This is a genomic window from Sorangium sp. So ce131 (assembly GCF_051519095.1).
Lineage (GTDB): Bacteria > Myxococcota_A > Polyangia > Polyangiales > Polyangiaceae > Sorangium.
Genome location: NZ_CP150455.1, coordinates 2,005,000 through 2,030,598, shown reverse-complemented (window position 1 = coordinate 2,030,598; position 25,599 = coordinate 2,005,000). Strand labels below are relative to the sequence as shown.

Genomic DNA, 25,599 nt, shown 5'->3' with positions numbered 1-25,599 from the left:
GCCCGCTCCCCTTCGTCTCCTCCTCCTCCTGCCCGCGCTTCCCGTTTCCCCTCGCCCTCCCGCGAGATTGCCCGCCCGGCGTGCTTCTGCGACAACCCCGCCGTGCCGCGCGCCGCCGAGCCCCTCCCGCCGCCGCCCGGAGCCCTGGACCCCTCGCAGGCCCCCCAGGACCCTGCGCAGCCCCCCCAGGACCCCGCGCAGGCCCCCCCAGCCGCCCCCTCTCCCTCCCCCTCCGCCGCCCGCTCCGCCGGCCGCGGCGGCCTCGCCATCGCCGGCGCCAAGGTCTCCTTCATCGTCTTCGGCTTCGTCCAGCAGCTCATCCTCCCGCGCCTTCTCGGCACCGACGGCTACGGCGCCGTCTCCGTCGTCCTCGCCGGCGTCAGCGTCGTCAACAACGTCATCGTCGCGACGGGCATCCAGGGCGTCTCCCGCGCCGTCTCCAGCGTCGCCGAGGCCGACGTCGCCGCGGCCTTCCGCCGGACGCTCGCCCTGCACGCCGTGCTCGCGATCGTCGTCTCCGCCGGCTTCGCCCTCCTCGCCGGCGCCATCGCCGACTTCTCCGAGGCCCCGCACGTCGCCGGCCCGCTGCGGCTCGTCGCCGCGGTCGTCCTGCTCTACGGCCTCTACGCCCCGCTCGTCGGCGCCCTCAACGGCCAGCGGCGCTTCCTCGCGCAGGCCGGCTTCGACATCACCTACGGCGCGCTCCGCACCGCGAGCATCGCCGCCGGCGCCCTCCTCTTCCTGCGCGCCGGCCAGAGCGGCGTCCTCGGCGCGATCGCCGGCTTCGTCACCGCGGCCGCCATCATCCTCCCCCTCGCGGCCTTCAAGACCGGCCTTGGCCGCCCCGGCAGCGCCGGCCCCTCGATCCGCGCGCACGTCGCCTTCCTCCTCCCGCTCGCCGTCTCGCAGACGTTCCTCAACCTCCTGCTCCAGACCGACTTCTTCCTCCTGCGCCGCTTCCTCGGCCAGGCCACGGCCGGCCTCGCGCTCGGCGCCAGGGCCGCCGACGATCTCATCGGCGTCTACCGCGGCGCGCAGCTCTTCGCCTTCCTCCCCTACCAGCTGCTCCTCTCGGTCACCTTCATCCTCTTCCCCATGCTCGCCCGCGCCCACGCCGAGGGCGATCGCGCCGCGGTCCGCCGCTACACCATGACCGGCGTCCGCCTCTCGTTCCTGCTCACCGGCCTGCTCTGCGCCCCCATCTCCGGCCTCGCCCCGCACGTCCTCCGCTTCGCCTTCCCGGTCGAGATCTGGAGCCGCGGCGGCGACACGCTCCGCGTCCTCTCCCTCGGCATGGGCGCCTTCGCCGTGCTTGGCGTCGCCTCGGCCGCGCTCACCAGCCTCCACCGCGAGCGCATCGCGGCCGCCCTCACCGCCGCCACCGTCCTCCTCGTCGCCACCGGCTGCTCAATCGCGGTCCCGCGCGCCCCCTTCGGCCCCGACATGCTGGTGAGCTCCGCCGTGGCCACCTCGCTCGCGCTCGCCACGGCCGCGATCGTCGGCGGCGCCCTGCTCCACCGCGCCGCCGGCGGCTTCGTTCCCGCCCTCACGGCGCTCCGCGTCGGCGCCGCGCTGCTCGCCGCGATGGCCGTCGGCGCGCAGCTGCCCTGGCTCGGCAAGATCGCCGTGCTCGGCGAGGCGATCCTCGTCGCCCTCGTGTACCTCGCCCTGCTCGTCGTCACGCGCGAGGTCGGCCGCGACGACCTCGCCTCGCTCAAGCAGGCGTTCGGGCGCGGCGCGCGGCGGGCCTAGCTGGGGATCCGGGACGCAGACCGCCATCCCGGCAGCGGCCGAGGAGCCACGGCGGCAGCCAGGGCGCCGGACCCCGGTGCTAGAGTGGCGCCGCGATGAGGATTGACGCTCTCTGGGCCAAGGGCTACCGCAGCCTCCGCGACGTGCGCCTCGAGGGACTCGGGGCGTTCAACGTGTTCTACGGACCGAACGGCGCGGGCAAGTCCAACATCCTGGCGGCGATCCGCACGCTGATCCAGCTGGCCGCGGTGGCGGCGGAGGCAAGCCAGGAGAGCGATCCCGTCGTTCGAGAGGTGAGGCGCGCACAGGTCGCGATCCGTGAAGGAATCGTGCGCCGGGAGGACCTTTGTGCTCACGATCCTTCGCAGGTCATCGTTCTCGGAGCCAGCTTCAGTGGTCTCGACGACCTGCCTGCCCGCCTCAAGCTGGCGAACCTCGACGTGGAGGTGACGCTGAACTGGGTGCTGGAGCGGCAGCCCAAGCTTTCCATCTCGCAGCTGCGCTCCGAGGGCGGGGACCTCGGTGAACTCTGGGGAGAGATCACGGTTCGGCCTGGGGACGACGCCGCGCAGAGAGCAGACCTCCTTCGCGCGCTGCTGATCGAGTCGTTGCCCGCGCGTGCCTATGGCCTCGTCAGCGCCGATCGCTCCCTGCGGTCCGAGGTGCTCTCACCGCCGCCCCAGGGGGAAGACGTCATCGCCTGGCAGCTCCGCCACGGCCGTCTGAAGAACGCCCTGCTCGCCGCGCAGGTCAGCCCCAGCCATGAGGTCCGCCGCCGTCTCGGCGCCCTCCGGGCGCTCCTCGCCGGCCCACCGCTGTTCCGGCCGCCGTTCGATCCCGTCCAGGATCCACACACGGGCGCCGTCGACCTTCGCGAGCGCCTCCCGGAGCCCAACCCGGAAGGGCGCGACCTCTCGATCGAGCTCGCCGGCCTCGGGATCGCGCAGATCTACGGCATCCTCGCCCAGGCGATGCTGCAGGGCGCACGCGCGATCGGCATCGAGGAGCCGGAGGCGCATCTCCACGCCCCGACGAGCGGGCGCCACCTGCGCCAGCTCCTCCTCCGGCTCGTCGAGGAAAACTACGTCGACCAGCTCTTCATCGCCACCCACAGCAACCTCTTCGATCTCGACCCGACCGGCTACCTCGACGTATCGCTCGAGGAGGGCTGCACCGTCGTCAAGCGCGAGGATCTGACGCGCATCGATCGCGAGCACCTCTACGAGCCGGGGCCCGCCAAGCACGCGCTCCAGCGCATGCTCGAGTACACGCCGCCGGAGGAGATCGTCTTCCGGCGGGCGGACGGCTCGCCCGTCACGGCCCAGGAGATGTTGAGGATGCTCCAGGAGGACGACGCGGTCGCGGTGAGCTTCCTCCAGGACGTCCACGGCGCGGCGGTGCGGATGGTGAGGGTCCAGAGCAAGCAGCCCAGGGGCGCGTGATCGTGGCTTCCTGGCTGATCTTCGACGCCTGGAGGCAGGAGGACCCTGCCCTCCGGAACAGTCACTGGATGGCGCAGCAGACGGTGCGCCTCGCGTCCGAGCCGGCGCACATGCTCGAGCGGGAGGCCGCGACCCGTGAGTCGCTGGAGGCTGCGCTCGCCGACAGCGCGCTGCTAGGCATGGCGCTCTTCGGCCACGGGCGGGCGCACGCGGTGTTCGGCTCGGATGGGCGCGAGGCGCTGGACGCCGAGAACCTCCGGCTCGTCGGCGCGCGCTGGGTGCACGCGCTGGCATGCCTTTGCGGGCTCGAGCTTGCACCGGCGTCCGCCGCGCTGGTCGATCTCTTCGTCGGCTACCGCATCGCGCTGGTCGTCGAGTGGGAGATCGAGGCGTTGCCGATCGAGCTCCAGGAGCGGCTGGCGACGCTGGTGACAGCGACGACGCTCGCGCTCCTCTCCGGCCTCCGCGCGAAAGCGGATCTGCAGCGGCACGCCTCCGCGGCGGCGGACGAGATCGTCGAGTGGCTCCTCCAGAATGCCGAGGAGGGCGCGTACCTGGGGCTCCACGTGCTGGCCGAGACGCTCGTCGACCGGATGGTGACGAGCCGCTGAGCCTGCTCCGCTCGGAGCGCCTCGATCAGATCGAGCCGCGCGGCGCGCCACGAGCGGCTCGCCGTAGAGCTCATCCGTCCCGCGCGTCCGCAGGCCCGATCGTCCCTCTCGCGTACGCCCGCTCGCCGCCGCCTCCGCGCCCCCTTGACCGTCAGCCGGCGATCTCGCATACGGGGCCTCTCCATCCAGCCCGGCCAGCGCCGCGCCCGCTCGAAGGCCGAGCGGCGCCACGCGGCGCGCCGGCACGCACAGGCAGGCGAAGACGTGGCCCCTCAATTCATCTTCACGATGCAGGATGTCCGGAAGGTGCACCCCCCGAACAAGGAGGTGCTGAAGGGCCTGTGGCTCTCCTTCTACCCGGGCGCGAAGATCGGCGTCCTCGGCTCGAACGGCGCCGGCAAGAGCACCCTGCTCCGCATCATGGCGGGCGTCGACAAGGAGTACCTCGGCGAGGCCAAGCCCGCCGACGGCATCCGCATCGGCTACCTCGCCCAGGAGCCGCAGCTCGAGGCCGGCAAGACCGTGCAGGAGCACGTCGAGATGGCCGTGCACGAGGTCCGCTCCCTCGTCCAGCGCTTCGAGGAGATCGGCACCAAGCTCGGCGAGTCGCCCCCCGACATGGAGGCGCTGCTCGAGGAGTACTCCGCCCTCCAGGACAAGATCGAGGCCGCGAACGGCTGGGAGATCGACCGCGTGGTCGAGCGCGCCATGGACGCGCTCCGGCTCCCGCCGCCCGACGCCGACGTCACCAAGCTCTCCGGCGGCGAGCGCCGCCGCGTCGCCCTCTGCCGCCTCCTCCTCGAGAAGCCCGACATCCTGCTCCTCGACGAGCCGACCAACCACCTCGACGCCGAGAGCGTCGCCTGGCTCGAGCGCTTCCTCCACGAGTACCCGGGCACCGTCGTCGCCGTCACCCACGACCGGTACTTCCTCGACAACGTCGCCGGCTGGATCCTCGAGCTCGACCGCGGCGCCGGCATCCCGTACGAGGGCAACTACACCGGCTGGCTCGAGCAGAAGAAGAAGCGCCTCGAGCTCGAGCAGAAGCAGGAGACCGCCCGCAAGCGCACCCTCGAGCGCGAGCTCGAGTGGGTGCGCCTGGCCCCCCGCGCGCGCCAGGCCAAGAGCAAGGCCCGCCTCGCCGCCTACGAGTCGCTGCTCGCCGAGGACAAGTCGAAGAAGGTCGAGGAGAACGAGATCCACATCCCCGCCGGCAAGCGGCTCGGCAACGTCGTCGTCGAGGCCGACCACCTCCGCAAGGGCTTCGGCGACCGCATCCTCATCGACGACCTCTCCTTCTCGCTCCCGCGCGGCGGCATCGTCGGCGTCATCGGCCCGAACGGCGCCGGCAAGACCACGCTCTTCCGCATGATCATGGGCCTGGAGCAGCCCGACACCGGCGCGCTCCGCATCGGCGAGACGGTGGAGCTCGCGTACGTCGACCAGTCGCGCGACGCGCTCAACCCGAACAACAACGTCTGGCAGGAGATCTCCGGCGGCGAGGACCGCCTGCTCGTCGGCAAGCGCGAGGTGAACTCGCGCGCCTACGTCGCGAGCTTCAACTTCGCCGGCAGCGACCAGCAGAAGAAGGTCCGCGACCTGTCCGGCGGCGAGCGCAACCGCCTCCACCTCGCCAAGCTGCTCCGCCGCGGCGGCAACGTCCTCCTGCTCGACGAGCCCACGAACGACCTCGACGTCGACACGCTCCGCTCGCTCGAGGAGGCGCTGCTCAACTTCGCCGGCTGCGCCGTGGTCATCAGCCACGATCGGTGGTTCCTCGACCGCATCGCGACGCACATCCTCGCCTTCGAGGGCGACAGCAAGGTCGTCTGGTTCGAGGGCAACTACGCCGACTACGAGGCCGACCTGAAGCGCCGCCTCGGCGCCGACGCCGCCGAGCCCCACCGGATCCGCTACCGCAAGCTCACCGCGAGCTGACCCGACCCAACCCCGGTCCGGTCGGACCGCTCGGACCGAGCCCGCCCAGGCCCAACCACGGTGCGTCGAGCCACAACCACGGTGCGTCGAGCCAACCCCGCTCGGCGCCATTTTAGTAAGCCACCTTACTCTCTAGCGCCGCGCCGTACCGCCACGGAGCACGTTTCCTGTCTGGTGCGACGCAGCCCCGCGCAGTAGCTCTTCTCTTCCATGCTCCGGAGCCCCCACAGCGCGCTGCTCGCGGCGGCGGGCGCGCTCGCAATGTCCCTCGCGGCCGGCTGCCGGCCCGCCGAGCAGACCGGCTGGCCTGCGCCGGTCGCCTCGGCGGACGGCAGCGGCGGCGCCGGCGGCCCCGTCGGCAGCGCCGACGCAGGCGCGGGCGCGGGCGGCCGGGCCGGCGGCGGCCAGGGCACCGGCGGCGCCGGCGGCGGCCACAACACCGACCCGCCGCCGGCGGCCGAGCCGCTCGCGGTGCTCACCTGGAACACCAAGGACTTCTTCAACGACCAGGACGACACCGAGGGCGACGAGGAGACGGTGCTCAGCCCCGCGCGTTACCGCGCCAAACGCGAGGCCGTCGCGGCGGTGCTCGCGCAGCTCGACCCCGACGTCGCCGTGCTCCAGGAGGTCGAGCACCTCGACGTGCTCGAGGACCTCAGCCGCATCGAGCTCGGCGGCGCCTACCCGCACGCCGCGCTCGTCGAGGCGTACGACCCGCGCGGTATCGACGTGGGCGCGATCTCCAAGATCCCCTTCGACAAGATCGTCTCGCACCGGGACGACCGCTTCACCCTGCGCGGCACGAACACGCCTGTCTATACGTTCACCCGCGACTGCCTCGAGCTCCACCTCACCCGCGGCGGCCGCAAGGTCATCCTCCTCGGCGTGCACTTCGAGGCGAAGTCGTCCCCGGACGACCCCGACCGCCGCCTCGCCGAGGCGCAGCGCACCCGGGCCATCGCCGACGCGCTCGCCGCCGAGCACCCGACCGCCGCGATCACCGTCCTCGGCGACTTCAACGACCTGCCCGGCTCGCCGCCCTTCCAGGCCGTCGCTGGCGCCGGCGCCGGCGCCGGCCAGGTCGCCTTCGAGGACGTCGCCGCCGCCGTCCCGCCCGCGGATCGGTGGACGTACGACTTCCGCGGGCAGCTGGAGCTCATCGATCACCAGATGGTGAACCCCCCGCTCCGCAGCATGCTCAACCCGGGCTCGGTCCAGATTCCACACGGACCGGAGATCGACGACGCCAGCGATCACGCCCCGATCTTTTCCGTGTACAGGATCACCCCTCCCACGTAAGCGCGCGTCCGCGCTTCAGCTAAGCTTCGCCCCGATGCCCGGCACGAGGAGAAAAGGAGCTCCGCCGAGCGCCCGCAGGGACTGGGGGCGCACCTTCGTGCGCGCGCTCTGCTTCCTGTTCGCCGTGATCGGGGCGATCCCGCTCGCGGTCGGCCTCCTCGTGCGCACCGCGCTCGTGCGGGACTGGGCCGCGCGCGAGACGGCCGCCTTGCTGGACCGCGAGCTCGGCATCAGCGCGCGCTACGAGGTGCGCGTCCAGGCCTGGCCGCTCATGGTCGGCCTGAACCGCCTCGTCGTCGACTCCTCGGACGGCGGCGCGCCGTTCCTCGAGCTCGAGCGCGTCGCCATCCGCCCGCGGCTGTTCTCCCTGCTCGCGGGGCACATCGACGCCGGCGACGTCGAGATCATCGGCCCCCGCGTCCGCGCCGTGATCAAGGACGGGGAGCTCCGGAACCTCAAGCTGCCCACCAGCGAGAAGAGCAGCGGCGACAAGCCCGCCCTCGACCGCGCCCCGCTCTCCTCGGTGGCCATCACCGACGCCCGGCTCGACCTCACGATCGACAACCTCCGCGTCGAGGCGCGCGAGGTCGACGTCGACGTCTCCGCCGAGCCGTCCGACGCGTTCGAGATCGCGATGCGCTCCGGCTTCATCTCGGTCGTCCACACCCACCCCGTGCCCGGCCGCGCGGGCGAGGAGGACAGCGTCGACGAGGACGTCGTCTGCCGCTTCGACACGCGCGTCCGCCTCGAGCCCGACCGCGCGCTCGTCCGCCGCCTCATCCTCGAGGGCGCCGCCGACTTCGACCCGGATCCCGGCACCGCCGCGCCCTGCGCCCTCCCCGAGGGCGACTGGCGCCGCGTCGAGCTCGAGCTCGGCGCCCTCAACGCCGTCGGCCTCGGCGGCATGCCCCACCGGATCAGCGGCCGCGTGCGGGCGCGCCTGCCCGTCCCGATCGTGCACCGCTTCGTCGATCTGCCGCCCGCCTCCGGCGCCGTCTCGCTCGACGTCGAGGCCGACTACGACGCGGCGTCCGCGCCGCTCGGCCTCGCGCTCCCCCGCGCCCAGGGCACCCTCGTGCTCGATCAGCCCGGCCTCGACGGCAGGGTCTTCGTGACGCGGCTCTCGGGCGAGATCTCGACGACCCCCGACGCCGTCCGCCTCGAGAACGCCGACGTCGCCTGGGCCGACGGCAAGCTGAAGATCTCCACGGCCGAGCTCAAGCCGTTCGAGAAGGGCCTGCCGCTCCAGGCGGGGCCGATCGACGTGCTCGGCGTCGAGCTGCCCGGCCTGCTCCGCGACCTCGCCGTGCACCCCCGCGCGCACGTCGCCTGGACGCTGCGCGAGGGCCGGTTCGACCGCTTCGGCGGCACCCTCTCCCCGCTCGCCCTCGAAGGCCCGGTCACGATCCACACCCGCGGCTTCGAGATCTTCGACCGCCCGACCGACGACCCCGCCCGCGCCCGCATGATGGGCGTCCGCGAGGCCAGGGTGCAGGGCACCTTCCAGGTGCGGCCGAACGCCGTCGTGCTCGCGGGCTTCTCGGTCGACACGCCGAGCTCGCACCTCACGACCACCGTCTCGCTCGGCTTCAACGACCAGCTCGGGGTCGACGTGGGCCCGGGCTCGCGGGTGGACCTCGCCGAGCTCTCGCCGCTCAGCACGCTCGAGCTCGCCGGCGTCGCCACCCTCAAGGCCTCGATGCGCGGCCCCTACGCCCACCCGAAGCTCACCGGCGAGGTCGGCATCGAGAAGTTCGTGTTCGCGGGCTTCCCCGTCGGCGACCTCGAGCCCTCCGCGGTCGCGTTCGAGCCGCTCGCCCTCACGCTCGAGAACGGCCGGGTCCGGCACGGCGCGAGCCGCGTCCGGCTCCCCGCGCTCAAGGTCGACTTCGACCCCTCGAACAGCCTGGCCCGGGGCAGCCTCGACAGCTCGCAGGGCATCGTCGTCGACGCGTCCGTCGACACGCGCGAGGCGCCGCACGTCGCGCTCCGCGACCTGCTCGAGGTGCTCCGCCTCGACAAGGACCCGCGGTTCGCCGACTACAAGGCCGTCGCGAGCGGCACGGCGCGGGTCCACTTCGCGATCGGCGGCCCGGAGGACCGCTGCGGCGGCGGCTACCTCGCCGTGCGCGCGGGCATGCGGCTCAGCGACGTGGAGCTCCTCGAGGAGCGGTTCGACGAGGGCGAGGTCGACGTCGAGCTGATCTGGGACGACCAGGCCGCCGGCGCCGACGGCATGCGGCTCGACGTCCGCTCCGCGTCGCTGCGCAAGGGCACGGGCTCCGCGCTCGCCACCCTGTCCGTGCAGCACGGCGGCGCCCTGAAGGGCAACGTCATCGCGAGCGGCATCCCGCTCCGCCGGATCGACGCTCTCGGGCCGGCGGCCTCGCTGCTCGACGACGGCGCGGTGTCGCTCGTCGCCAACCTGGGCGGCACGGTGTCGCGCCTCGCCGGCGTCGCGGACGTCCACGTCTCGCGCGTCCGCATCCACCACGCGAGCCTGCCGCCCTCGCGCGTCGAGCTCAGGATCGTGCCCTCGGACAAGCCGCCCCGGGTCCTTGGCAGGACCACGTGCGGCAACCCCATCGGCGCCCCGTTCGACCTGGCCGAGCACGAGCGCGACCTCCCCGACGGGTACTTCGTGACGAACGGCTCGCTCTTCGGCGGGCAGGTCGCGCTGGAGGGGCTCCGCGTCACGAAGCAGCGGCGCAAGATCGCCGACGGCAAGGTGCGCCTCGACGCGCTCGACCTCGGCACGCTGGCGAACCTGATCCCCGGCGTCGCGTTCGCCGCGGCCCCGCCGAAGGGTACGCTGACCGCCTCGCTCGACGTCGAGCGCCTCCCGGTCTCGGATCCCAGGCAGGCCGCGGTCACGCTCGCCATCGCGAAGCTCGAGCTCGAGCGGCAGGGCCGGCGGGTGAGCCTGAAGCGCCCGACCGGGCCGATCCGGCTCGCCGGCAACGCGCTGAGCGTCCCGGAGCTCCACCTCGAGGCGCGCACCGCCTCCGGCCTCTCCGCCGACTTCTTCGCGTCCGGCGAGGTCCGGAAGGTGCTCACCGCGCCCGACCTCGACGTCGACATCCGGGTCGACGAGACGAAGCTGTCGAAGCTCAGCGCCGACATCCCGCAGATCCGGCACGCGGACGGCAAGGTGAAGGCCCAGGTCCAGGTGAGCGGGCCGCTCGCGGCGCTGCGCTACACCGGCTCGGCGGAGATCAAGGAGGGGGAGCTCGACGTCGCGGGCCTGCCGTTCTCGCTCGACGACATCGACGTGGACATCGCGATCGGCGGCGACCAGGTGCGCGCGCAGGCGTCCGCGCGGGTCGGCTCGGGCATGGTGAAGGTCCAGGGGAACCTGCCGGTGCGCGGCCTCTCGCTCGGCACGGCGTCGGCCACGATCACCGCGAGCAACATCAAGCTGCCGGTCGCCGAGGGGGTGAACATCACCGCGAACGCGAACCTCCAGGCGACCTTCCGGCCCGGCGTCGGCGACGACGACGCGGGCGAGCAGAACCTGCCGAACGTCGAGGGCAAGGTCACGCTGACCTCGTTCAGCTACACGCGCCCGATCTTCATGAGCGTCGACCTCGGCGACCTGACGGGCCGCCAGCGGACGACGGTGGAGACGTACGACCCCGCGGCCGACGTGGTCCGGTTCAACGTCACGGTCGTCTCGCCGAACCCGCTCCGCTTCTCCAACGACCTCGCGGACATGCGGCTCGAGATCCCGACCTCCGGGATCACGCTCTCCGGCACGAACCAGCGCTTCGGCGCGCGCGGCATGCTCCGGCTCCTGCCCGACTCGAAGCTCCGGCTGCGCAGCACCGAGTTCGACGTCCGGGAGGGCTTCGTCCGCTTCGACGACCCGTTCCGCATCGCGCCCAAGGTCGACGTGCACGCCGAGACCGAGTACCGCCGCGCCACGTCGACCAGCAGCGCGCAGGACGCGTCCTCCGGCGCCGACGCCGCGGCGCCCGTGAGCGCCGCCGCGGGTGCGGCCTCCGCCGCGGCCGGCGGGCTGTGGCGCATCAAGCTGCACGCCCAGGGCGACGCCGACAACCTCCGGCTCAACCTGACGAGCGACCCGCCGCTCAGCCAGGAGGACATCGTCCTCCTGCTCACGCTCGGCGTGACGCGCGCCGAGCTCAACCAGGGCCTCGTGTCGTCGCTCGGCGAGACGATGGGCCTCGAGGCGCTCTCGTCGCTGACGGGCGCCGACAAGGCGGTGAAGACGATCGTCCCGATCATCGACGAGTTCCGCTTCGGCACCGGCTACTCCTCGAAGAACGGCGCCCCGGAGCCGACGGTGACCGTGGGCAAGCGCATCACCGACGCGGTCCGCGCCAACGTGACCACGGGGCTCTCCCAGGGCGGCCAGGTGCGCGCGGGCGTCGAGGTGAAGCTCAGCGACCGCATGAGCGTGCAGGGCTCCTACGACAACGCGAACGACGCCGCGAGCTCGCCGCTCGGCAACGTGGGCGCCGACCTCCGGTGGCGGCTGGAGTTCGAGTAGCGGGCGGAGCGCCGGAAAGAGAAGAGAATTTGAACCGCCAAGACGCCAAGGACGCCAAGAGAGAGAAGAGAGAAGAAACTATTTTTTCCTCTCTCTTCTCACTTGGCGTTCTTGGTGCTCTTGGCGCTCTTGGCGGTTTTTCTTCTCTCTCTCCGGTCCGCTCGGCGCCCGCAGCGCTCAGGTGGCGGCGAGGGCGGTGAGCGCCGCGTCGAGCGCGCCGTACCGGTCGTCGCGGCCGGCGACCCACTGCTTGTGGCCCATGAGCTCGAAGATGCGCCGGTGCTTCGGGTTCTTCCAGGTCATGCCGAGCAGCACGCGCTGGAACGCCTCGGCCTTCGCCTCGGGCAGCGCCGGCAGCGCGTCGAACATCGCGAAGTCGTAGGCCGGCGTGGTCCAGAGGACGTCGACGCGGCGCAGGTCGATGTGGCCGTTCGCCTGCTCGGCGAGCCACACCGCGTCCCCGACCGCCGCGGCCTGCGCCTTCCCCTCGTGCAGCGCCGCGAGCGCCTGGACCTCGCTCGCCGGGGTGTCCCCGTGTTTGCCCAGGTCCACCTCGAAGGGCAGGAGCTGGATCTTCTCCACGGCCACCCCGGCCTGCCGGAGGAAGTGGAGCGGCAGGACCCGCGCGTGCGCCGAGTCGGCGCTCCCCACCGCGAGCACCTTGCCCTCGAGGTCGCTCAGCGCCCCGACCCCGGCGTCGCGGCGGACCAGGAGCTTGCTGTGGAAGTCGCGATCGATCTCGCGCATCGCGAGCGAGCGGGAGCGGCCCTCGGTCTGCCGCTTGACCCGCACGTGCGCCGTGGCGCTGTTCCAGGCGACGTCGATGTGCCCGCGGATCAGCGCGTCGACCTGGCGCTCGTAGGTGGAGAACAGCGCGAAATCAATCAGGATTCCATGCTCGCGGAAGTGCTCGCGCAGGCTCTCCCACAGCGTGACCACCTTGGTGTCGTGCGCCACGGCGCCGACCAGCATCGCCAGGTCCTTCATCCGGTGCCTCGCACGGGCGGCGACGCTAGCACGAGGTCCGCCCGCCGAGATCCCCACGTCTCGCACATCGTCCCCCGGTCGCGCGGCCGGCGGGCCCCGGCCGGACCACGCGGCGGGCCGGGGCCCTCGCCGGATCGCGCGGGCGCGCCGTCGACGCCGTGCTCGCGCGAACCGCGGCGGGCGGGCTCTTGCCCGATCGCCGCCGAACCGGGCTACGCTGCGCGCCTCGTGCACCCCGGCGCCGGTTCGTTTCGTTTTCGTCCGCCGGCGCTCCGCGCCTGATGGCCCGCTTCCGCCACGCTCTCCTTCCCGTGCTGCTCGGCTTCTTGCCGCTCGGCGCCTCCGCCGTCGCCGCGCGCGCCGAAGAGCCGCCTGCCGCGCTGGCGCCCGCAGCCCCGTCGCCGGCGGGCCAGGCGGCGGCGCAGGCCACCGCGGGCCAGGTGCCTGCGGCCCAGGTGGCTGCGGCCCAGGCCTCCGCGGGCCAGGCGCCCGCGGCGCAGGCGGCCGCGGGACAGACGCCCGCGGACCCCGCCGCGGACGACGTGAGGACCGAGGCCACCGACGTGCCGTCGCTCCGCGAGCCGATCGCCCTGGGAGCGCTCGTCGGCAAGCCCATCGTGCTCATCGACATCCGCGCCCTGGGCGACCGCTGGGCGGTCCCGCCGCAGGTCCTCAGCGTCGAGATCGGGGAGCCGCTCAGCCACGAGGCGGCGCGCCGCGCGATGCGCGAGGTGCTCGCCAGCGGCAACTTCGCCCGCGCCTCGGCCGAGGCGTACCTGCGGCCGGACGGCGTCGTGCTCCGGCTCCTCGTGGTCCCGCGCCGGCGCATCGCGACCATCCAGATCTCCGGCGGCGCGCTCGATCGCCAGGACACCCTGGAGGCCGCCGGCCTCTCCGAGGGGGGCGAGACCACCGCGGCGGAGCTCTCCGAGGTCGGCGCCCGCGTCCGCGCGTTCTACGCGCAGCACGGCTACCCCGCGGCGCAGGCCGCCGTGCACACGGTCGAGCTCGACGACCCGTCCGACATCGTCGTCGCCCTCGACATCACCGCCGGCCCGGCGCTCACCGTCTCCCAGCGCGTCTTCGTGGTGGACCCGCGCGCGGACCGCGAGCTCGGGTCGCTCAAGCAGCAGTACCGCCTCGACGTCGGCGCCCGCGTCGACGAGCCCGCGCTCGCCGACGCGGACCGCGAGATGGCCGACCTGCTCCGCCAGAACGGCTTCCACGACGCCAGGGTCTCGCACCGCGTGCTCGCGGTCGGCCCGAACAACTACCTCTACGTCTACCTCGAGCCCGGCGCGCGCATCGTCCCGGCCTTCGACGGCAACCGCGCCTTCGACGACGACGCCCTCGCCGCCGCGCTCGACCTCGGCGAGACGACCGAGACGAGCCCCGCCGAGCTCACCGATCGCCTCCGCGCGTTCTACGTCGCGCGAGGCTTCCTCGACGCCGAGATCACCCCCTCGCTCGGCGGCAAGCCGGAGGACCCGGTCCGGTACCTCACCTTCACGATCCGCGAGCACGCGCAGGTGCGCGTCACGAAGCGCGTCTTCCCGTGCCTCACCGGCGAGCTCAGCCCCGACGACCTCGGCCGCGAGATCGAGAGCTTCCTCGAGGAGGACCTCCCCGGCGCCGACGGCTTCTCGATCCCCGACCCGCGGATCGTCTCCGACCTCTTCGGCCCGACCCGCGGCGCCGGCGGCCGCGCCCAGACGGTCGAGCTCATCCCGGCGATGACGTACGCGCGGGAGCCTTACGAGCGCGCCCTCAAGCACGTGCGCGACCTCTACTTCAGCAAGGGGTACCTCAACGCCGTCGTCGGCCCGGTCTCGGTCATGCGCGCCACCTGCTCGCGCCGCTCGCCGCCGGGCCAGTGCATCCCCGAGCCGGTCGCCGAGCGCGTCACGGCGCAGTGCCGCACCGACGCGCTCGGCCTCCCGATCCCCGAGCCGCCCGTCCCCGACGCGCTGACCTGCCGCCCGGACGCGGCGCGGCACCTCTCGTGCGCCTCCGAGGTGACGCTCCGCATCCCGGTCCACCCCGGCCCGCAGACCGTGCTCTACGACCTCGCCTTCGAGGGCAGCAAGGGCTTCTGCGGCCAGGCCGGGCTGGGCGCGCGGGACGCCCGCTTCTGCGCGGAGGACCGGCCGTTCAGCGAGCGCTGGCTCGCCGCCATCGCCGATCTGAAGGTCGGGGAGCCCCTCTCGACGCTCGCGCTCGACGCCGCGCGGCTGCGCGTCCTCGATGCGTACCGCGACCTCGGCTACGCGTTCGCCGAGGTCCGCACCGCGATCGAGCCGTCGCCCGATCGGACGCGCGCCCGCGCGCGGTTCATCATCTCGGAGCGCGATCGGGTGACCGTCACGGGCATCGTGGTGAAGGGGGCGGTCCGGACCGACGAGCGCCTGATCCTCCGCCGCGTGGCGCTCCGCGAGGGCGCGCCGTTCCGGCAGGCGCAGGCCCGCCTGAGCGAGGAGCGCATCGCGACGCTGGGCCCCTTCTCCAGCGTGTCGATCTCGCTGGAGGACCCGGAGGTCCCGCAGAAGAACAAGCGGGTCATCGTCACGGTGGTCGAGCAGCTGCCGCAGTACCTCAACCCGCAGATCGGCTTCTCGACCGGCGAGGGCGTCCGCTTCGCCTTCGAGTACGGGCACCGCAACATCGGCGGCCTCGCGATCGGCCTCACGATGCGCGTCCAGCTCGGCTACCTGTTCCCGTTCCTGATCCTGGACCCCACGGCGCGCCAGAACTACGAGGACGAGGATCTCACCACGATCGAGCGCATGGAGCGCCGCAACACCATCTCGGTCACGCTGCCGGACATCGGGCTCGGCCCCCTGGTCAGCCTGTCCCTGGCGGGCGTCGACATGCGCGACAACCAGCGGGAGTTCGGGCTCGAGCGCGAGGCGGTCATCCCCGCGCTCACGTACCGGCCGCTGCGCCCCCTGACGACGCAGCTCGCCGTGTCGACCGAGCTGAACTTCGTCGAGTTCTTCCTCCAGAAGGGGGACTTCCGCAAGCAGGCGGCGCTCAACGAGCTGCGCATCCCCGAGGGGCGCACGATCGCGCTGGCGGAGCGGATCGACGCGTCCTGGGACGCGCGCAACAACCCCTTCGCCGCGACCGATGGATTCCTCGTCTCCGCGGGCGTCGAGCACGTCGACGCCTACCCGCTGGGCAGCGACAACCGCTCGTTCCGGGAGAGCCACTTCCTGCGGCTCACGGGCAGGGTGGCGGGCTACATCCCGCTCGCGGAGCGGTCGAGCCTGTCGCTCGCGCTGAGCCTGTCCGGGGGCTACATCCTGCCGCTCGATCCGGAGAGCGGGACGTACCCCGATCGCCTGTTCTTCCTCGGCGGCGTCGACTCGCTCCGCTCGCACCTCGCGGACTCGCTCCTGCCCGAGGACGTGGTCGAGACGAGCGGCGCCTCCGCGAGCCGCGACGAGCTCCCGAGCGGCGGGAAGATCGCGCTCAACCCGCGCGTCGAGCTGCGCATCCCGCTGAACGATCTCTTCCAGCTCGGCGTCTTCCTGGACGCGGGCAACCTCTGGAACGAGACGAAGAACTTCAACCCGCTCAAGCTGCGGTATGCGCTCGGCGCCGGCCTGCGGGTGAACACGCCCATCGGCCCGCTGGCGCTCGATTACGGCTTCAACATGTCCCCGCGCCCCGAGGAGGACACCGGCGCCCTCCACTTCTCCGTCGGGCTCTTCTGATCGTCCGCCCCGCCGGTGGTCTGATCGTCCGCCCCGCCGGTGGTCTGATCGTCCGCCCCGCCGGTGGGAAGATCGGGGGTGTGCAGCGCGGCGGCGGCGCCCGTGAGCTCAGCCCGCCGCCTGCCACTTCACCCGGGCGCGGAGGCGCGCGCCGCCGAGCGACCTCACGAGGCGGGCCGCCGGGCCTGAGCCCTCGCCCGCGAGCCGCGGCGCGGCGAAGCTCACGCTGTGCACCGCGTGCAGCCCGAGGTCGGGCAGCGCCACGCCGAAGCTCAGGTGGGCGAAGGCCGGCAAGCCCGCCGGCCACCCCTCGCGCCCGCCGCCCAGCGCGGCCGCGTGCAGCGCGATCGACGCGCGGCCGGCGGTGAGGTGGAGCGAGGCCGTCGCCGGCGCGCCGGCGGCGCCGTCCGCCTCGCCGGAGCCGCCGGCGCCCGCGAGATCCGCCGCGGCCGCGCCGAGGGCCGCGGCGGTGAGCAGCGCTGTAGCGATCGTGGTCCGCCTCATGGGCATCTCCTCGGGGCCATCCTGGAGAGCCGGGCCGCCCGGTGGAAGCGGCGTGCAGCGAGCCGCGCGGCGGATGCAGCGAGCGCGTCCCGCCCCGCGGCGAGCCGTCCGGGAGGCGGCGGGCCGCACGTGCAGCGCGCCGTCCCCCGCTCGGCGAGCCGTCCCCGCCTCAGCGCGCCGTCGCCGCCTTCATCTCGCGGACGAAGCCCGCGACGGAGCGCGCCGCCCCCTCGGGATCGCCGAGGTGCGCCGCGACCCGCTGGACGACCGCGGACCCGCTGATGACGCCGGACGCCCCGGCGCCGAGGGCGTCGCGCACGTGCTCGGGCTTGGAGATCCCGAACCCGAGGACGGCCGGCGGCGCGCCGAAGCGGCGCAGCGTCTCGAAGATCGCCCCGTGGCTCAGCCGCAGCTGCTCGTCGGCCCCGGTCACGCCCTTGCGCGCGACGCAGTAGGTGTACGCGGCGCACCGCTCCGCGAGCAGCTGCAGCGTCGCCTCCGAGGCGTTGGGGGGCGCGATCAGCACCGGCGCCACGCCCGCGGCGCGCGCCGCCGCCACGTACGGATCCGACTCCCGCACGGGCACGTCGGCGACGAGCACGCTGTCGACCCCGGCCGCCGCCACCCCGGCGTAGAACGCCTTCAGATCGCGGTGTTTCACCAGGTTCGCGTACGTCAGGATGCCGACCGGGACGTCCTTCACCTCCGCCCGGAACCGCGTCAACAGCTCGAGGCAGTCGGCCGGCCGGACGCCCGCCTCGAGCGCCCGCACGGCGGCCGCCTGGATCGTCGGGCCGTCCGCGATCGGGTCCGAGAACGGGATCCCGACCTCGAGCGCGTCCGCGCCGCCCTCCACGGCCGCGCGGAGCAGCCGCGCGCTCGTGGCGAGGTCGGGGTCCCCGAGCATCAGGAAGGGGATGAACGCCCCCTCGTTGCGCCGCCGCAGCCCCTCGAATACGCCGTCGTAGCGCGTCGTCACCGGCTCCCGATTCATGTCGTCCTCCCGGGGTCGAGCAGCCTCTGCGCCTGCTCCATGTCCTTGTCTCCGCGGCCGGACAGGTTCACGACGAGCACCGTCTCCCGCCCCGCCTTCGCCGCCTCGGCCGCCATCTTCAGCGTGTGCGCGACGGCGTGCGCCGACTCGAACGCCGGGATGATGCCCTCGCTCCGCGCGAGCTCCTGGAACGCCGCGAGCGCCTCGTCGTCGGTCGCCGCCACGTACGTCGCCCGCCCCGACGTCATCAGGTGCGCGTGCTCCGGCCCGACGCCGGGGTAGTCGAGCCCCGCCGAGACGGAGTGTGTCTCCGCGACCTGCCCGTGCTCGTCCTGCAGGATGTAGGTCTCCGACCCGTGCAGCACGCCCGGGCGGCCCTTGAGGAGCGTCGCGCCGTGTTTGTCGGTCGAGAGCCCGTGGCCGGCGGGCTCCACCCCGACGAGCGCCACGTCCTTGTCCGGGATGAACTCCGAGAAGATGCCCATCGCGTTGCTGCCGCCGCCCACGCACGCGACCACCGCGTCGGGCAGGCGCCCCTCGGTCTCGAGGATCTGCGCCCGCGCCTCGCGGCCGATCACCCACTGGAAGTCCCGCACGATCGTGGGGAACGGGTGGGGCCCCGCCACGGTCCCGATCAGGTAGTGCGTGTCCTCGTAGCTCTCGGTCCAGTAGCGCAGCGCCTCGTTGAGGGCGTCCTTCAGCGTCTGCGAGCCCGAGGTCACCGGCACCACCTCGGCCCCCATGAGGCGCATCCGGAAGACGTTGAGCTTCTGCCGCTCGACGTCCTTCGCGCCCATGTAGATGCGCGTCGGCAGCCCGAGCAAGGCCCCGATCATCGCGGTCGCGACGCCGTGCTGGCCTGCCCCGGTCTCCGCGATGAGCCGCCGCTTGCCCATGCGCCGCGCGAGCAGCCCCTGGCCGAGCGCCTGGTTCGTCTTGTGCGCGCCGCCGTGGAGCAGGTCCTCGCGCTTGAGGTACACCCGGACCCGCGGGTCGCCGCTCAGGTTGCGGCACCGGGTGAGCGGCGTCGGGCGCCCCGCGTAGGTCGTCAGCAGCGCGTTGAACTCCGCCGCGAACATCGGATCGCCGCGCGCCTCCAGGTACGCGCGCTCGAGCTGCTCGAGCGCGGGTACGAGGATCTCCGGGACATAGGCGCCTCCGAAGGCGCCAAAGCGGCCGCTTTGCTCCATGGTCATTGCCTCGATCGTCGGTGATGCGTGGGTGCGTGCTTCGGGGGATTCCGTCAGGGGGAGGGGCGGCCCGGGGAGGCCGCGGCCTCGGGGCCGTGGCGGGAGGGGCCGCGCGCGTTGTCGAACAGCTGCACGAGCAGGTCGGCGCACTTCTCGCCGGGGGCGCGCTCGACGCCCGAGCTCACGTCGAGCGCGAAGGCCCCCACCCGGCGCGCCGCGGCGACGTTGCCCGGGTTGAGCCCGCCCGCGAGCAGGCCGCGCGGCAGCGCCGGGTGGCCCTCGACCGCGCTCCACGCGAAGGTGCGGCCGGTGCCGCCCCGCGCCTCGGCCGTGCGCGTGTCGAACACGAGCCGGTCGACGCCCTGGTCGACGTCGGCGCGCGCGCCGCCCGCGGCCCCCGCCGCGCCGCCGGCAGGATCTGCCGCGCCGGCCGCGCCGGCCGCCTCGCCCGCGGGCGCCATCGGGACCGCCTTCCAGACCTCGCAGCCCTCGGGGAGCTCGCGCCGCAGCCCCGCCACGAACGCGGCGTCCTCGTCGCCGTGCAGCTGCACGGCGCGCAACCCGAGCGCCCGCGCCGTGTCGGCCACGAACTCCTTGGATTGATTCACGAAAACGCCGACGAAGGGCAGCCCCGCGGCCGTCGCGACGACGACCTCGGCCTGCTCGCGGGTCACGCGCCGCGGCGACGCCTCGGCGAAGACCAGGCCGCCGAAGCGGGCCCCGAGCCGCTCCGCCTCGCGCGAGTCGCCGGGCCGGGTCAGGCCGCAGACCTTCACGCGGCCGTTCACCAGCCCGCGCGCGGCGTCGGCGATGTCGGGGCTGCGCATGAGCGACGTGCCCACGAGGAACCCGTCGACCAGCGGCGCGAGCCGCTCCACGTGCGCGCGCGACTCGACGCCCGACTCCGCGATGACGATCCGGTCGGCCGGCACGCGCGGGGCGAGCCGCTCGGAGACGGCGAGGTCGACCTTGAGCGTCCGGAGGTCGCGGTTGTTGATGCCGAGCACCGGCGCCGGCAGGAGGAGCGCGCGCGCGAGCTCTGCCTCGTCGTGGACCTCGACGAGGCAGTCCATGCCGAGCGACTCGGCGACGCGCAGGCAGGCGAGCGCGGTCCCGTCGTCGAGCACCGACATCATGAGCAGGATCGCGTCCGCCCCGTGCGCCCGCGCCTCGACCACCTGGTAGGGCGTCACGACGAAGTCCTTGCAGAGGATCGGCACGTCCACGACCGCGCGCACGGCGCGGAGGATCTCGAAGCTCCCCTGGAAGAAGGGCTCGTCGGTCAGCACGCTGACCGCGTCGGCGACGCCGTAGTACGCCGAGGCGACCGCGCCCGGATCGAAGTCCGGCCGGATCAGCCCCTCGGACGGGGAGGCCTTCTTGCACTCCAGGACGAACCGCGCGCCAGGCGCGGAGAGCGCGCGCCGGAGGCTCCGCGACGTGGGCGCGGCGCTCGCCCGGAGCTCGGCGAGCGGGGTCCGCCGCTGCCGCTCCGCCACGTCCGCCCGCTTCCGCTCCACGATGCGCGCTAGCACGCTCCCCTGATCAGCCATGGCCCGCCTCCTTCCGCGCCTCTTTGCCAGCTTCGCGGCTCGCCGCAACGAACCGCGAGAGCCGCTCGCCGGCGCGCCCGGTCCGGAGCGCGTCGAGGGCCATCGCCGTGCCCTCGCGCAGGCTCCCGGCGCGCCCGGCGATCCAGAGCAGCGCCCCCGCGTTGATCGCCACCGCGTCCTGGTGCGCGGGCTCGCCGCGCCCGTCGAGCAGGCCGCGGAGCCACGCCGCGTTCGCGGCCGGGCCGCCGCCCCGGAGCGCCTCGATCGGCGCCGGCGAGACGCCCGCGTCCGCGGGCTCGATCGTGAGCTCCTCGACGACCCCGTCGCGGAGCCGCGCCGCGCGCGTCGGCGCGTGCAGGGCGATCTCGTCGAGGCCGCCGCCGTGCACCACGAGCGCCGCCTGGCACCCGAGCATGCCCAGCGTGCGCGCCGCGGGGGCGACGAGCTCCGGGTCGTAGATGCCCATCACCTGGATCGGCGGCGCGCTCGGGTTCACGAGCGGGCCGAGCAGGTTCATGATCGTCCGCACCTTGAGCGCGCGGCGCACCGACATCGCGTGGCGGAGCCCGGAGTGGTACTGCGGCGCGAAGAGGAAGCAGAACCCGACCTCGTCGAGGGCGCGGCGCGAGACCTCGGCCGGCGCGTCGAGCCGGGCGCCGAGCGCCTCGAGCGCGTCGGCGGAGCCGCACTGGGAGGAGACCGAGCGGTTGCCGTGTTTGGCGACCGGGACGCCGGCCTCGGCCGTCACGAAGGCGACCGCCGTCGACAGGTTGACCGTCCCCTGGCCGTCGCCGCCGGTGCCACAGCAGTCGGCGTAGGCGTAAGTAGGCCGCTCGAACGGCGCCGACGCCGCCCTGAGCGCGCGCGCGGCGCCCGCGATCTCGGCGGGCGTCTCGCCCTTCGCCTTGAGCGCGACGAGCAGCGCCGAGAGCTCGACCTCGGTCAGCGCCCCCGCGACCACGTCGCGGAACAGGGCCTCGGCCTGCTCCGCCGAGAGATCCACGCCCGCGCAGAGCGCGTCGATCACTGCATGCATCATGGTTCGCTCCTCATCTTCACGGCCGTCCCTGAAACACTGCCTCTCGCGGCTCGAACTCCAGACTGCGGCGCCCTGCATAGCGGACAAAAACGAAGAGGCCCACCGTTGTTCGGCGGGCCTCCTTTTTCCTTCAGGTCGGCCTCCCCCAGGGAGGCTCGTTACCCGTTGTCGGGGCCCGCCTCGGTAGACCACCAGCGCCACCAGCGAAGCCCGGCCGCGCGCGACGCCACCTGCACCGCAGCGCGCGGCGCCGTCCCGAGGGCGGACGCCTCGGAGCGGGAGCGAGCGCTGGACGCGGGGAGCGCGCGGGGCATGGGATCAACATACCTTGCGGCGGCGAGGTGGGTCAAGCGGGTTCCGCGCGCACCTCGTCGGTTCTGCAGCTCTGTCGTGGTGGTGGTCGTGGTCGTGCGCGCGCGGGTGTCTGCGGCGCGGCGTGCTCTTGATTCAGGTCCTCGCGTCCCTCGCGTCCCTCGCGTCCCTCGCGTCCCTCGCGTCCCTCGCGTCCCTCGCGTCCCTCGCGTCTCTTCGCCCTGGCGTCAGATTCTCGCCTCTCGCAAGGAACACCGGGGATCCGTCGAGTCCCGTCAGGCGGCCCGGTCCGAGGCGGACGCCGGGACGGGAGCTCCGTTCACGACGAGGTGGATGAACTGCAGCTTCGCCACGGCGACGCGCGGCAGCACGAAGGGGTAGAAATCATGCTGGCCCATGCTGCGCGACATCTCATTGAGCACGGCCGTCAGCTCCACCCAGGCGTTGAGGAAGCGGAGGAAGCTCTCGGCCGTCGGGTGGTCCGGCCGCCACAGCGCGTCGGCGGTCCAGGGATCGGCCTCGATCTCCACCTCGTCGGCGTCGATGCCGAAGCTGAGCGCGGTGTCCACCGTGTCCACCATGTGGAGGTAGTGGGCCCAGGTCTCGGCCCAGTCTTCCCACGGGTGCATGCTGGCGTAGGCGCTGACGAAGCGCTGCGGCCAGTCGGCCGGCGGGCCCTGCTCGTAGTTGGCCTTCAGCGCCGCGGCGTAGTCCTGCTGCTCGTCGCCGAACAGCTCCCGGAACGGCGCGAGCCAGCCGGAGTCGCGCACGAGCCGGTCCCAGTAGTAGTGGCCGACCTCGTGCCGGAAGTGCCCGAGCAGCGTGCGGTAAGGCTCGCGCATCGCCGCGCGGATGCGCTCGCGCGTGGGATCGTCCGCCTCTTCGATGTTCAAGGTGATCACGCCGTCGGCGTGGCCGGTCATCACCCTGGGGCCGTCGGGCAGCGAGGCGAGGAAGTCGAAGCACAGACCGCGCTCCGGGTCCTCGCCGACCTTGGACTTGACCGGCAGGTTCAGCGCGAGCAGCTGTGACACGAGCCGTCGCTTGGCCACCTCGATGCGGGCCCACAGCCGCTGATGCTCGGGATTGCTGACGTCTGGAATGGTGCGGTTGAGCCGGCACGCCGCGCAGAGCGCCGGCGCCTCCCCCTCCTGCACCGGGATCAGCCAGTTGCAGCCGGCCGCCGTGTCGAAGTTGCCGCAGCGCCGGTACAGCTGCCGTGGCCCCGGCGTGTCCTGCCAGAGCTGAAAGGTGCCTTCGCCCGGGCCGCGCTGGAGCGGCAGCACCTTGGCGTGCTCGGTCTCGTAACCGAGCGGCGTCTTGCAGGCCAGGCATTCGCTGTTGCGGAAGAACACCGGCCTGCCGCACTGGCAGCGGTAGGCGCGCGAGGCGGTGGGTTGTTTGCGCGGTTTCCAGAGGTTGCGCAGGCGCGTGCTCAGGTTCTCGAACGTGGGCATAGGGTGGGAGGCCCTCGACGGGGCCGGTCTCCTCGCCGCGCCGTCCGCAAGCGATATGCCAGACCCAGCCGGCGTGAGGTCCACCCGAGGGGCACGACCGCGCGCGCAGGAAGCGAGCTCGAGCGCCGCGCCGGCCCGGTACGGCGGTCCGCGCGGATGTCGCGGAGTGTCCCAGTGTGGCAGAAAAGCCGTCCTCTCCTCTCCATCCGGTGGGCCGCCGAGGGTGCGCACCGCCAGGCGCGCGGTACTATTCCGCTCCGGGCGTGGACCCCGGCGCCGCTCGGCGTTCGCCTTCCTCCCCTCGCCCGGGCAAGGGCACCCGTCCATCCATGGCCGATCTGAACGATCCCGCCCGCCTCGCCGAGCTGCACCACGTCCTTTTGCGCGCCGACGCGGACGCCCTCCTCGACGCCTGCGTGGCGCGGGCGGCCGAGCTCGCCGGGGCGCCGATCGCGCTGGTGAGCCTGGTCATCCGGCACATCCAGCTGTTCCGCGCGCACCGCGGCCTGCCGCCCGAGCTGTGCGTGAGCTGCGCGACGTCGCGGAGCAACTCCTTCTGTCAGCTCGTGGTCCGCGACGAGGCGCCGCTCGTCGTCAACGACGCGCTGCACGACGCGCGTGTGCCCACGGAGCTCGTCGAGCAGTATGGCATCCGCGCCTACGCGGGGGTGCCCCTCCGGGTGCGCGGGCACGTGGTCGGCTCGCTGTGCGTGATCGACAGCGCCCCGCGCGATTTCGGCCAGCACGTCGTCGAGGGCCTCGCGCAGCTCGCCGCCGAGGTCGTCGCGCGGATCGAGGCCATCGAGGGCGACGCGCCGCCGCCGCGCCTCGCCGCGGAGGAGCGCCTCGCCCGGCTCGAGCAGACCGCGCGCTCGCTGCAGACCGCGCTGGGGGCCATCGCTTCGGTGCTCGCCGGGGCGCAGAGCGCGGCGGCGACGCTGACGGAGGCGCCCCCGGCCGCGCTGAGCCCGGACGACCTGCGCGCGGCGGTCGGCTGCTACCGCGACATGGTCGCGATCGTGGAGGAGCTCACCGAGGACGCGGCGGCCCTCGCGCGCACCTCCCCGGCCGAGGCGGCCGCGGAGATCGCCCTGGCGACGCGCTCTCTCGCGCGGGACCTGGTCGAGGCGGCGCCGCTCGTCCGCCTCGCCGAGGGCGTGCTGCAGGGCACGCTCGACGAGGGCGCCGCCGCCAGGGCGGCGCTCGTGGTGCGGGACGCGTTCGAGGCGCACGAGACCGCCTCCGCCGCCGTGCGCCGGATCATCGCCGGCGTCGAGCGCGCGCGGGCAGAGGTGTCATGAAGGGCAGAGCGTACCAGCTGCTCCGCTCCTGCCTCGGCGAGCGGAACCCTCCGAGCGCGCGCGGCGCCTTCATCTACGCGCGCGTCATCATGCGGGCGCGCGTCGTGCCCGAGGAGATCACGCCCGCGCTCGACGACCCCGAGATCGAGCGCCGGCTGGAGAGCGCGCTGAGCGAGATCCTCCCGCGCGAATAGAGCACGGAGGGAGCGAGGATCACATTCCGTGCCTGAATCGTGTGATGTGCTCGATACCCGTCCGGATTGCTCGAGCGAGAGGACACGATGCGCCCACGCGACGCGCACGGGCAAAACGCATGAATAAGGCCGCTCCCGCGGACGCTACTCCTCGTCCGGGTCGTCCCCGAAGAGCACCCCGACAGACCACTCCACCGCGTCGAACGGCTCTGCCTTGACCCGCTCGCCCCGCTCCGCCGTGAGCACGTTCAGGTACCCATCCGACATCCAGCGATGCACGGTGAGCAGCTCGTTCCTCGGATCGACAATCCAGTAATGCGGCACCTGGCACCGCTGGTACGTGCGCAGCTTCTTCACCAGATCATTGCGCGAGTTCGAGGGGCTCAGCACCTCGCAGACCCAGTCGGGCCGCACGCAGATCGGCGTCTCCTCGGGGAGCTCGGGGAGGCGATCTCGCCGCCACCCCACCACGTCGGGACGGTAGACCTCGTGCTCCTCGAACCGGACCTCGACCTCGGTGGCGAACCACCACCCCCCGGGCCAGCGACCTCCCGGACGGCGGTTGTAGGGCCGGAACACGATCCCGGCGAGCGACGCCTGGGCGCCGCCGTGCTTCGGCGAAGGCATCGCCTTCGGGACGAGCTCCCCGTCGATGATCTCATGGAAGCGCTGCGCCTCGGGGATGGCCAGCAAATCGTCCATGGTGGCGAGCTTGCGCGCGGGGAGCGACACGGCCTTCGCATCATGCCGCGGCTGCCAGAATCCTGCCAGCACGCCCTCGCCAGGCCCCCCTCGAG

General features: G+C 73.3%; 17 protein-coding genes. 9 read left to right on the top strand and 8 right to left on the bottom strand.

The window, feature by feature from the left end:
• Positions 1-102 precede the first annotated feature (102 nt).
• The 6 genes from WMF43_RS07420 (at position 103) to WMF43_RS07395 (ending at position 11,555) form a co-directional block, all read left to right on the top strand.
• Positions 103-1,752, top strand: a complete 1,650-nt coding sequence (locus WMF43_RS07420; RefSeq protein ID WP_437678596.1) for a lipopolysaccharide biosynthesis protein — start codon at positions 103-105, stop codon at positions 1,750-1,752.
• Positions 1,753-1,847: 95 nt separating this feature from the next.
• The gene (locus tag WMF43_RS07415; RefSeq protein ID WP_437678594.1) at positions 1,848-3,194 is read left to right on the top strand and encodes an AAA family ATPase; all 1,347 of its coding nucleotides are present in this window, start codon (positions 1,848-1,850) and stop codon (positions 3,192-3,194) included.
• Complete coding sequence (locus WMF43_RS07410) at positions 3,191-3,805, top strand: hypothetical protein (RefSeq protein WP_437678593.1); 615 nt, start codon at positions 3,191-3,193, stop codon at positions 3,803-3,805. The genes WMF43_RS07415 and WMF43_RS07410 overlap by 4 nt, the downstream gene beginning before the upstream one ends.
• 264 nt (positions 3,806-4,069) lie before the next feature.
• Positions 4,070-5,743, top strand: coding sequence for an energy-dependent translational throttle protein EttA (gene ettA, locus WMF43_RS07405; RefSeq protein ID WP_437678591.1), 1,674 nt, complete (start codon positions 4,070-4,072; stop codon positions 5,741-5,743).
• Positions 5,744-5,953: 210 nt separating this feature from the next.
• Positions 5,954-7,042: an endonuclease/exonuclease/phosphatase family protein gene (locus WMF43_RS07400; RefSeq protein WP_437678589.1), complete on the top strand. Its 1,089-nt coding sequence runs from the start codon at positions 5,954-5,956 to the stop codon at positions 7,040-7,042.
• A 34-nt stretch (positions 7,043-7,076) separates the two neighbouring features.
• Positions 7,077-11,555, top strand: a complete 4,479-nt coding sequence (locus WMF43_RS07395) for a translocation/assembly module TamB domain-containing protein (protein ID WP_437678587.1) — start codon at positions 7,077-7,079, stop codon at positions 11,553-11,555.
• A 177-nt stretch (positions 11,556-11,732) separates the two neighbouring features.
• On the opposite strand, the gene WMF43_RS07390 is transcribed toward WMF43_RS07395, so the two are convergent.
• Positions 11,733-12,542: a phosphate/phosphite/phosphonate ABC transporter substrate-binding protein gene (locus tag WMF43_RS07390; RefSeq protein ID WP_437678585.1), complete on the bottom strand. Its 810-nt coding sequence runs from the start codon at positions 12,540-12,542 to the stop codon at positions 11,733-11,735.
• A gap of 311 nt (positions 12,543-12,853) precedes the next feature.
• Here WMF43_RS07390 and WMF43_RS07385 point away from each other — a divergent pair, with 311 nt between their 5' ends.
• On the top strand, positions 12,854-16,258 hold the full coding sequence (locus WMF43_RS07385) for a POTRA domain-containing protein (RefSeq protein WP_437678584.1): 3,405 nt from the start codon (positions 12,854-12,856) through the stop codon (positions 16,256-16,258).
• A 108-nt stretch (positions 16,259-16,366) separates the two neighbouring features.
• Here the strand turns inward: WMF43_RS07385 and WMF43_RS07380 are convergent, their stop codons facing one another.
• From WMF43_RS07380 to WMF43_RS07355, 6 genes are all read right to left on the bottom strand, one after another.
• On the bottom strand, positions 16,367-16,762 hold the full coding sequence (locus WMF43_RS07380) for a hypothetical protein (protein ID WP_437678583.1): 396 nt from the start codon (positions 16,760-16,762) through the stop codon (positions 16,367-16,369).
• A 169-nt stretch (positions 16,763-16,931) separates the two neighbouring features.
• Positions 16,932-17,756 carry a tryptophan synthase subunit alpha gene (gene trpA, locus WMF43_RS07375; RefSeq protein WP_437678581.1) on the bottom strand — a complete coding sequence of 275 codons (825 nt, stop codon included), beginning with the start codon at positions 17,754-17,756 and terminating at the stop codon, positions 16,932-16,934.
• Positions 17,753-18,946, bottom strand: coding sequence for a tryptophan synthase subunit beta (trpB, locus tag WMF43_RS07370; RefSeq protein ID WP_437683962.1), 1,194 nt, complete (start codon positions 18,944-18,946; stop codon positions 17,753-17,755). The genes trpA and trpB overlap by 4 nt, the downstream gene beginning before the upstream one ends.
• Positions 18,947-18,999: 53 nt before the next feature.
• Positions 19,000-20,499 (bottom strand): bifunctional indole-3-glycerol-phosphate synthase TrpC/phosphoribosylanthranilate isomerase TrpF, encoded by a 1,500-nt coding sequence (gene trpCF / locus WMF43_RS07365; RefSeq protein WP_437678579.1) that lies wholly within the window; start codon positions 20,497-20,499, stop codon positions 19,000-19,002.
• Positions 20,492-21,535 carry an anthranilate phosphoribosyltransferase gene (trpD, locus tag WMF43_RS07360; protein ID WP_437683961.1) on the bottom strand — a complete coding sequence of 348 codons (1,044 nt, stop codon included), beginning with the start codon at positions 21,533-21,535 and terminating at the stop codon, positions 20,492-20,494. The genes trpCF and trpD overlap by 8 nt, the downstream gene beginning before the upstream one ends.
• Before the next feature lie 590 nt (positions 21,536-22,125).
• Positions 22,126-23,307 carry a zinc-binding metallopeptidase family protein gene (locus WMF43_RS07355; RefSeq protein ID WP_437678577.1) on the bottom strand — a complete coding sequence of 394 codons (1,182 nt, stop codon included), beginning with the start codon at positions 23,305-23,307 and terminating at the stop codon, positions 22,126-22,128.
• 329 nt (positions 23,308-23,636) lie between these two features.
• Between WMF43_RS07355 and WMF43_RS07350 the strand changes: the two genes are divergently transcribed.
• The gene (locus WMF43_RS07350) at positions 23,637-24,608 is read left to right on the top strand and encodes a GAF domain-containing protein (protein ID WP_437678575.1); all 972 of its coding nucleotides are present in this window, start codon (positions 23,637-23,639) and stop codon (positions 24,606-24,608) included.
• The gene (locus WMF43_RS07345; protein ID WP_437678573.1) at positions 24,605-24,802 is read left to right on the top strand and encodes a hypothetical protein; all 198 of its coding nucleotides are present in this window, start codon (positions 24,605-24,607) and stop codon (positions 24,800-24,802) included. Before WMF43_RS07350 ends, WMF43_RS07345 begins: the two co-directional genes overlap by 4 nt.
• A 144-nt stretch (positions 24,803-24,946) precedes the next feature.
• Here WMF43_RS07345 and WMF43_RS07340 read toward each other — a convergent pair whose 3' ends face one another.
• Positions 24,947-25,534 carry a Uma2 family endonuclease gene (locus WMF43_RS07340; protein ID WP_437678571.1) on the bottom strand — a complete coding sequence of 196 codons (588 nt, stop codon included), beginning with the start codon at positions 25,532-25,534 and terminating at the stop codon, positions 24,947-24,949.
• Positions 25,535-25,599: the final 65 nt, after the last annotated feature.